We start from the raw sequence: 6,522 nt of genomic DNA, 5'->3' as shown, positions 1-6,522 counted from the left end.
GCGCCTCCCGTCCGTCGGTCGGTCGCCTCCGATACCTTCTTGCCATGACCCTGGACGTCGACGCGCTGCTCGCACCGCCCTCCCCCGTGGCCGCGCGGGCGCTGGATGTCGTGCGTGCGTGGTCCTCGCCGGCGCTGGTGCACCACTGCCTGCGCTCGTGGGCGTGGGCGTCGCTCCTCGCACCGACCATCGAGCTCGAACCGGACCGTGAGCTGCTGTTCGTCGCCACGATGCTGCACGACCTCGGCGTGACGCCGTCCTTCGATGCCCACGCCGTGCCGTTCGAGGACGCCGGCGGTGCGGTCGGCAGCGTGTTCGCCCTCGGAGCCGGGTGGGACGCCGCCCGAGCCCGTCGGGTCGGTGAGGTGATCGAGCGCCACATGTGGACGTCGGTCGACCCCGCGCTCGACGTCGAGGGACACCTGCTCGAGGTCGCGACCTCGCTCGACGTCTCCGGGGCCGGGTTCGCCCGGTGGACGGCGTCAGACCTGCTCGCCGTCACCGCGGCAGTCCCCCGCCTCGACTTCTCCGAGGCGTTCGACGGGCTGATCCACGAGCAGGCCGGTCGCAAGCCGTCGTCCTCCGCCGCCAGACTCGACGGCTCGGGCAACGTCGCTGCCGGTGGGAGCCGCTGGACATCGTTCCTGGACAATCCGGGGTTCGTCGAGTAGAGTGTTCTTTTGGTGCACTGCAGCGAACCCATCTGACTCGCGCACACCGAACCGTCTCGAAGCCGACTCACCCGAGTCGCATTCCCACGAGACCACCGCTCGATCCGAACGGACGAGCTGCACGTCGAAGCTCGACGTGCGCGCCCCGCACTCGATGCGTCGCGCCGGACTCAGCCGTCCGCCGACACCGAGTCGCCCTGGGCGCCGAACGACCAGGAAGTACCGCAACACCATGACCAGCAACGAACGAATCACCATCACCGGCACCGCCCTCGCGGCGCCGACCGTCTCCCCCGACCGCATCGCCGAGTTCGGTGTGCGCGACGAGCGCTCGCAGCGCGAGTACCTCGTCCGCATCCCGGCCGACGACCTCGGTCTCTTCATCACCCGTGGCGCCCGCGTCGACATCGACGGCGAGGCCGGCTGGACCGTGCCCGGTCGCTCGTGGCGCGGCGAGGCGAGCCGCACGCTCGTGCAGGCGCAGTCCGTCCGCGTGGGCGAACTGGCACTCGCAGCCTGAGCCCAGCACGCCACACACGAAGGCCACCGAGCACTGCTCGGCGGCCTTCGTCGTGTGTGGGGTCAGTCGGTCCTGTCCGCGGCCGCTGTGTCCGCGTCCGCATCCGCCGTGTTCGCTTCGTCGGCGTCGGCGAAGCGGTGCCCGCCGTCGACGTCCACCGGCCGTTCGGTCCCCGCTCGCTCCGCAGCGTCCCGCAGCCGACGGATGAACGCGTGGTCCTCGGGCTCGAGTTCGTCGTCGGGTGCCGCGCTCACGGTCAGCTCGCTCGCGGGACCCATCAGCACCGTCGTCCGGGTCACCGAGCCGTCGTCGGCCACCGCGGGGATCGCAACGGTGTCGGTCCTGCCGTTGGCACCGAGGATCGCCGCGTAGTCCGCGACCGCATCGGCGATCGCGTCCCCCGTGAGGATCTGGCTGCCGTCGTAGTGGATGTACTTCACGTTGCCTCCTAGCCTCTCGACGGTAGGTGGGCGTGATGCGCGTGGGCCGAGCAAGCGCGTTCTGTGGCCAAACCGGACGACGATCGGCTCAGCGCGGACGACTCGAGGTCAGTACTCGCCCTTGACGACGAAGTACGAACCGCGGATCGTCCCCGCGAGCTTCGACTTCTGCCGCGCGAACTTGAACTTGTCCGCCAGCTCCTCCGGCACTTCCATGCCGTCCGAGAGCTTGAACCCGACCGCTCGCTTGCCGCCCGGCTCCAGCGTGTAGAGGACGTTGACCGCGAGTCCGGACTCGTAGAAGACGTGGGTCCAGCGGATCCCGTCGACGAAGGCCTCGGTGGCTTCGAGCGGCTTCGAGGCGATGACCAGCCCCCGCTCCTCCTGGAGGACTTTCGTGACGTAGTCGACCAGGTCGGGCACGTCCTCGGCGGGGTGGGTGGTGAAGACGTGGTCGTACTTGTTCTTGAAGTAGCGGGCCTCGTTCGCCCGGAGCCCAGCGAGGGCGTCGGCGACCGGCGAGGACTCCAACCCGACGGTGGACACGTGCTCGAAGTCAACGACGTACGACATGGGGCCTCCTCGGCGATGGACTCAGCGCCAACCTAGCGCGGCGATGCGAACAGACGCCAAGCCAGCCGGTCCGACGCACGCATTCGCGGTTGCGGTCAGACGAGCTTCTCGAAGACCATCGTCGCCTGGATCCGGTCGCCGCCGCCGAAGCCTGTGCTGCCCGAGGACGACGTGGTGATCGTGTGCAGCCGGTACCCGAGCGCCGCCTGCGCGTTGATCGCCCGCTCGAGCTCCGTGAGGTTGCCGGACCCGGTACCGAAGAACTTCTCCTTGAGCACCACCTGCAGGACGACGTAGCTCATACCGGCTGGAGCAGGGCGCGGCTGCCCACCGGCGGAGGCCTCGGCCTGGATACGGTCGATCACCCCGCCGAGTCCCGGTGACGGCGCTGCCGCGGGCTGCACCTGCTCCGTCCACGCGGAGCCGTCCCACCACCGCATCGTCCCGGAACCGTCGTCGTACCAGCCCGCCTGCGCGTTCGTCATGTACCCATCCTGGCGGCGTGCGATCGATTCCGGCGACGGCACTGCGAATCCCCCAGCGCCGTCACCGGCGAAGCCGCGCGTTGGTCACGCTCACCAACATCGTGCCCTAGGCTCTTTGAGTAAACATCAACAAATCGGGGGAAGAACCATGGCAGTGCAGACCGCGATCGACCCAAGCGTGCAGCAGCAGGTAGCGAACGAGCTTGGACTCTACGTCTACATGCTCGTCGATCCCGCGACGGGTGTGCCCTTCTACGTCGGGAAGGGAAAGGGCGAACGGTTCGCCTCCCACGGGAGGGAAGCGCTGCTCACGGACAGCGCCGAGACCCCGAGCAACAAGATCGCCAAGATCAAGGCGATCCGGGAACTCGGCGCTGAACCGGAGATCTGGATCGTCCGCTACGGCATGCGATCCGAGGTCGAGTACACGTCTGTCGAGGCCGCGTGCATCGACCTGCTCCGCTCGATGCCGGTCCTCGCACGGGCCACAGGAACCGTGCGGCTTCCCGGAGGCCAAGCCGCCCAGCTCACGAACGCGCGACGAGAGTCGGCCAAGGGGCACGGCATCATGCGACTCCAGGACCTTCTCGACGAGATGTCAGCGCCGCCGCTCGAGACGGACGAACCCCTGCTCATCGTTTCCCTCGGCGCGTGGACCAGCAGTCGCGAGGAGGCGCTCGACGGCTCCGAACTGGACGGCTACGGGTACAAGGCGGACTGGCTCCCGCGAGCGGAGCGCGAGAAGCACTCCCAGGAGATCGGGCAATCGGCGTCGAAGTGGTTCAAGTTCTCCGAAGCCACGGTCGAGCGCCACGGGATCGAGTACGCCGTCGCAGCGCATCGCGGCGTGACTCGCGCACTCCTCCGGATCGTCCCGGGCTCGTGGCAGCACCAAGGGTCGGGCACTCATCGCCGGAGCGGCTTCCGCTTCGAGGTCGTGAGCGACGGAGCACTGTTCGAGGAGACGGTCGGCGCGTACGGCCACCGCCTGCCGGAGAAGAGGCGTGGCGAGCAGTCGACGTTCCGCTACTGGCCCTACGCCCGCTGAGGACGGACCGAGGCGCACAACCCGAACGACGGGTCAGTTGTTGAAGCGGAACTCCACCACGTCGCCGTCCTGCATGACGTAGTCCTTGCCCTCGATCCGGGCCTTGCCGTGCGCACGGGCCTCGGCAATGGAACCGGCAGCCATGAGGTCCTCGAACGAGATGACCTCGGCCTTGATGAAGCCCTTCTCGAAGTCCGTGTGGATCACCCCGGCAGCCTGGGGTGCCTTCCACCCCTTGCCGATCGTCCACGCGCGCGCTTCCTTCGGACCGGCCGTCAGGTAGGTCTGCAGCCCGAGGGTGTCGAAGCCGATGCGGGCGAGCTGGTCGAGGCCGGACTCGGTCTGCCCGGTCGACTCGAGGAGCTCCGCGGCGTCGGCCGGGTCGAGCTCGATCAGCTCGGACTCGACCTGGGCGTCGAGGAACACGGCCTGGGCGGGCGCGACGAGCGCGGCCAGTTCGGCCTTGCGGGACTCGTCGGTGAGGATCGCCTCGTCGACGTTGAAGACGAAGATGAACGGCTTGGCCGACAGGAGCCCGAGCTCGGCGATCGGTGCGAGGTCGATCGAGGTGGCGGACAGGAGCGTGCCCTGCTCGAGCGCTGCCTTGGCCTCACGAGCGGTCTCGAGCACGATCGGCTCGGCCTGCTTCAGCTTCACGGTCTTCTCGTACCGCGGCAGCGCCTTCTCGATGGTCTCGAGGTCGGCGAGGATCAGCTCGGTGTTGATGACCTCGAGGTCGTCCTTCGGCGACACCTTGTTCGCGACGTGCACGACGTCGTCGTCGGTGAAACCACGGACGACCTGCGCGATGGCGTCGGCCTCGCGGATGTTGGCGAGGAACTTGTTGCCGAGCCCCTCGCCCTCGCTCGCGCCCTTGACGATGCCGGCGATGTCGACGAACGACACGGGGGCCGGCACGGTCTTCTCGGAGTTGAAGAGCGTCGCGAGCTGGTCCAGCCGCGGGTCGGGGAGGTTCACCACGCCGACGTTCGGCTCGATCGTCGCGAACGGGTAGTTCGCGGCGAGGACCTGGTTCTTGGTCAGGGCGTTGAACAGGGTCGACTTGCCGACGTTCGGGAGACCGACGATTCCGATGGTGAGTGCCACGGGAGGACAGCCTACCGGCGGCCGCCCGTCGGGGCCGACCCGCGCCTCCAGTCCGACAGTCCGACAGTCCGACAGTCCGATAGTCCGACAGTCCGACAGTCCGACGCGGACGGCCGACCGTCGACTGCCGACACCCGACGGCCGGCCCGGCCGCAACGCCGAGGGGCTCTGCGGCGATGTCGGCGCCGCGTGCGACGATCGGGACCGTGCCGTTGAACTTCACCGCGATCGACTTCGAGACCGCGAACAGCTCGCCCGCCAGCGCCTGCTCGGTCGGACTCGTCAAGGTCCGCGCGGGCAGGGTCGTCGAGCGGGCGTCGTGGTTCATCCGGCCGCCGCTCGGGCACGACGCCTTCCTCGAGTGGAACACCCGCATCCACGGCATCGTCGCGTCGGACGTCGTCGGGGCGAAGTCGTGGGAGCAGCAGTACCCGGACATCGTGGCGTTCGCCGACGGGGACGTCCTCGTAGCGCACAACGCCCGCTTCGACATGGGCGTGATCGCCGGTGGGTGCTCGGCGACGGGGATCGACCTCGCGGAACACCACTCGCTGTGCTCGCTGCAGGTCGCCCGCAAGACCTACACGCTCGACTCCTACCGCCTGCCGATGGCGGCGCGGGCCGCCGGGTACGAGGGCTTCCAGCACCACGACGCGGCCGCCGATGCCGAGGCGTGTGCGGCGATCGTGGTGCACGCGGCCGGGCACCACGGGACGGACACGGTCGAGGCGCTCGGCGCGGCCGTCCGGGTCGCCATCGCTCCGGTGCGGGCCCGAGCGGAGAAGCCGCGGACGGCTGCGCAGCCCCGGCTGTCGAACCGCCCGATGATCTTCGCCGACTGACGACGGCCGCGCTGGCCGGTCCGCCGCAGCCCCGGTGGTATTGTCACGACAATCCCTACTGCTGAAGGACCGCGATGACCAACGAAGGCCAGCTGCCGTCCGACCTGTTCATGGACCTGGACCGGTCGGGTCCGATGCCCCTGTACTTCCAGGTCGCCTCGCGCATCGAGGAGTCGATCCGCTCCGGCGCGATGCCCCCGGGCGCCCGCCTCGAGAACGAGATCGCCCTCGGTGAGCGGCTCGGGCTGTCCCGGCCGACGATCCGCCGGGCGATCCAGGACCTCGTCGACAAGGGCCTGCTCGTGCGCCGGCGCGGGATCGGCACCCAGGTCGTGCACGGCCCGGTGACCCGCAAGGTCGAGCTGACGAGCCTCTACGACGACCTCGCACAGGGGTCGCAGGCGCCGGCGACGAAGCTCCTCGAACGCAACGACGTGCCCGCCCCGGACGCCGTCGCCGAGGCGCTCGGCATCGCACCGGGCACCACGGTCGCCCACATCCGTCGCGTGCGCTTCGCCGAGGACGTCCCCATGGCGATCCTCGAGAACTACCTGCCGCCGGAGTTCCTCGAGATCACCGACGACGACCTGCAGACCCACGGCCTGTACCAGCTCCTGCGCGGCCGCGGCGTGACCATGCGGGTCGCGAAGCAGCGCATCGGCGCCCGTGCGGTCACCGACGAGGAGGCCGGTCTGCTCGAGATCGAGGACGGCGACCCGGTGCTCACGATGAGCCGCACCGCGTACGACGCCTCGGGCCGCGCGGTCGAGTACGGCGTGCACTGCTACCGCCCAGACCGCTACTCGTTCGAGGTCACGCTCGTCGACAAGTAGGCG

At 69.3% G+C, this 6,522-nt stretch carries 9 protein-coding genes; 5 read left to right on the top strand and 4 right to left on the bottom strand.

The window, feature by feature from the left end; all coding sequences use genetic code 11:
• Positions 1-44: 44 nt before the first annotated feature.
• Positions 45-671 (top strand): HD domain-containing protein, encoded by a 627-nt coding sequence (locus tag BIV03_RS02495; RefSeq protein WP_071294527.1) that lies wholly within the window; start codon positions 45-47, stop codon positions 669-671.
• Positions 672-903: 232 nt separating this feature from the next.
• Positions 904-1,191 carry a hypothetical protein gene (locus BIV03_RS02490; RefSeq protein WP_071294526.1) on the top strand — a complete coding sequence of 96 codons (288 nt, stop codon included), beginning with the start codon at positions 904-906 and terminating at the stop codon, positions 1,189-1,191.
• A 62-nt stretch (positions 1,192-1,253) separates the two neighbouring features.
• Here BIV03_RS02490 and BIV03_RS02485 read toward each other — a convergent pair whose 3' ends face one another.
• The 3 genes from BIV03_RS02485 to BIV03_RS18595 all read right to left on the bottom strand — a co-directional run bounded on the left by BIV03_RS02485 (position 1,254) and on the right by BIV03_RS18595 (position 2,689).
• On the bottom strand, positions 1,254-1,631 hold the full coding sequence (locus tag BIV03_RS02485) for a hypothetical protein (RefSeq protein ID WP_071294525.1): 378 nt from the start codon (positions 1,629-1,631) through the stop codon (positions 1,254-1,256).
• 108 nt (positions 1,632-1,739) lie between these two features.
• Positions 1,740-2,204 carry a phage tail protein gene (locus tag BIV03_RS02480; RefSeq protein WP_071294524.1) on the bottom strand — a complete coding sequence of 155 codons (465 nt, stop codon included), beginning with the start codon at positions 2,202-2,204 and terminating at the stop codon, positions 1,740-1,742.
• A gap of 95 nt (positions 2,205-2,299) precedes the next feature.
• On the bottom strand, positions 2,300-2,689 hold the full coding sequence (locus BIV03_RS18595) for a DUF2510 domain-containing protein (protein ID WP_083403153.1): 390 nt from the start codon (positions 2,687-2,689) through the stop codon (positions 2,300-2,302).
• A gap of 148 nt (positions 2,690-2,837) precedes the next feature.
• Between BIV03_RS18595 and BIV03_RS02470 the strand changes: the two genes are divergently transcribed.
• Complete coding sequence (locus BIV03_RS02470; RefSeq protein WP_139201835.1) at positions 2,838-3,737, top strand: GIY-YIG nuclease family protein; 900 nt, start codon at positions 2,838-2,840, stop codon at positions 3,735-3,737.
• Positions 3,738-3,770: 33 nt separating this feature from the next.
• Here BIV03_RS02470 and ychF read toward each other — a convergent pair whose 3' ends face one another.
• Positions 3,771-4,844: a redox-regulated ATPase YchF gene (gene ychF, locus BIV03_RS02465; RefSeq protein ID WP_070416738.1), complete on the bottom strand. Its 1,074-nt coding sequence runs from the start codon at positions 4,842-4,844 to the stop codon at positions 3,771-3,773.
• 206 nt (positions 4,845-5,050) lie between these two features.
• Here ychF and BIV03_RS02460 point away from each other — a divergent pair, with 206 nt between their 5' ends.
• Both BIV03_RS02460 and BIV03_RS02455 read left to right on the top strand, forming a co-directional pair.
• Positions 5,051-5,686: an exonuclease domain-containing protein gene (locus tag BIV03_RS02460; protein ID WP_083295392.1), complete on the top strand. Its 636-nt coding sequence runs from the start codon at positions 5,051-5,053 to the stop codon at positions 5,684-5,686.
• Between the two features lie 74 nt (positions 5,687-5,760).
• Complete coding sequence (locus BIV03_RS02455; protein WP_070416740.1) at positions 5,761-6,519, top strand: GntR family transcriptional regulator; 759 nt, start codon at positions 5,761-5,763, stop codon at positions 6,517-6,519.
• Positions 6,520-6,522 lie beyond the last annotated feature (3 nt).

The organism is Curtobacterium sp. MCBA15_016, from assembly GCF_001865105.1.
Taxonomy (GTDB): domain Bacteria; phylum Actinomycetota; class Actinomycetes; order Actinomycetales; family Microbacteriaceae; genus Curtobacterium.
This window is presented reverse-complemented; position numbering and strand designations above follow the sequence as displayed.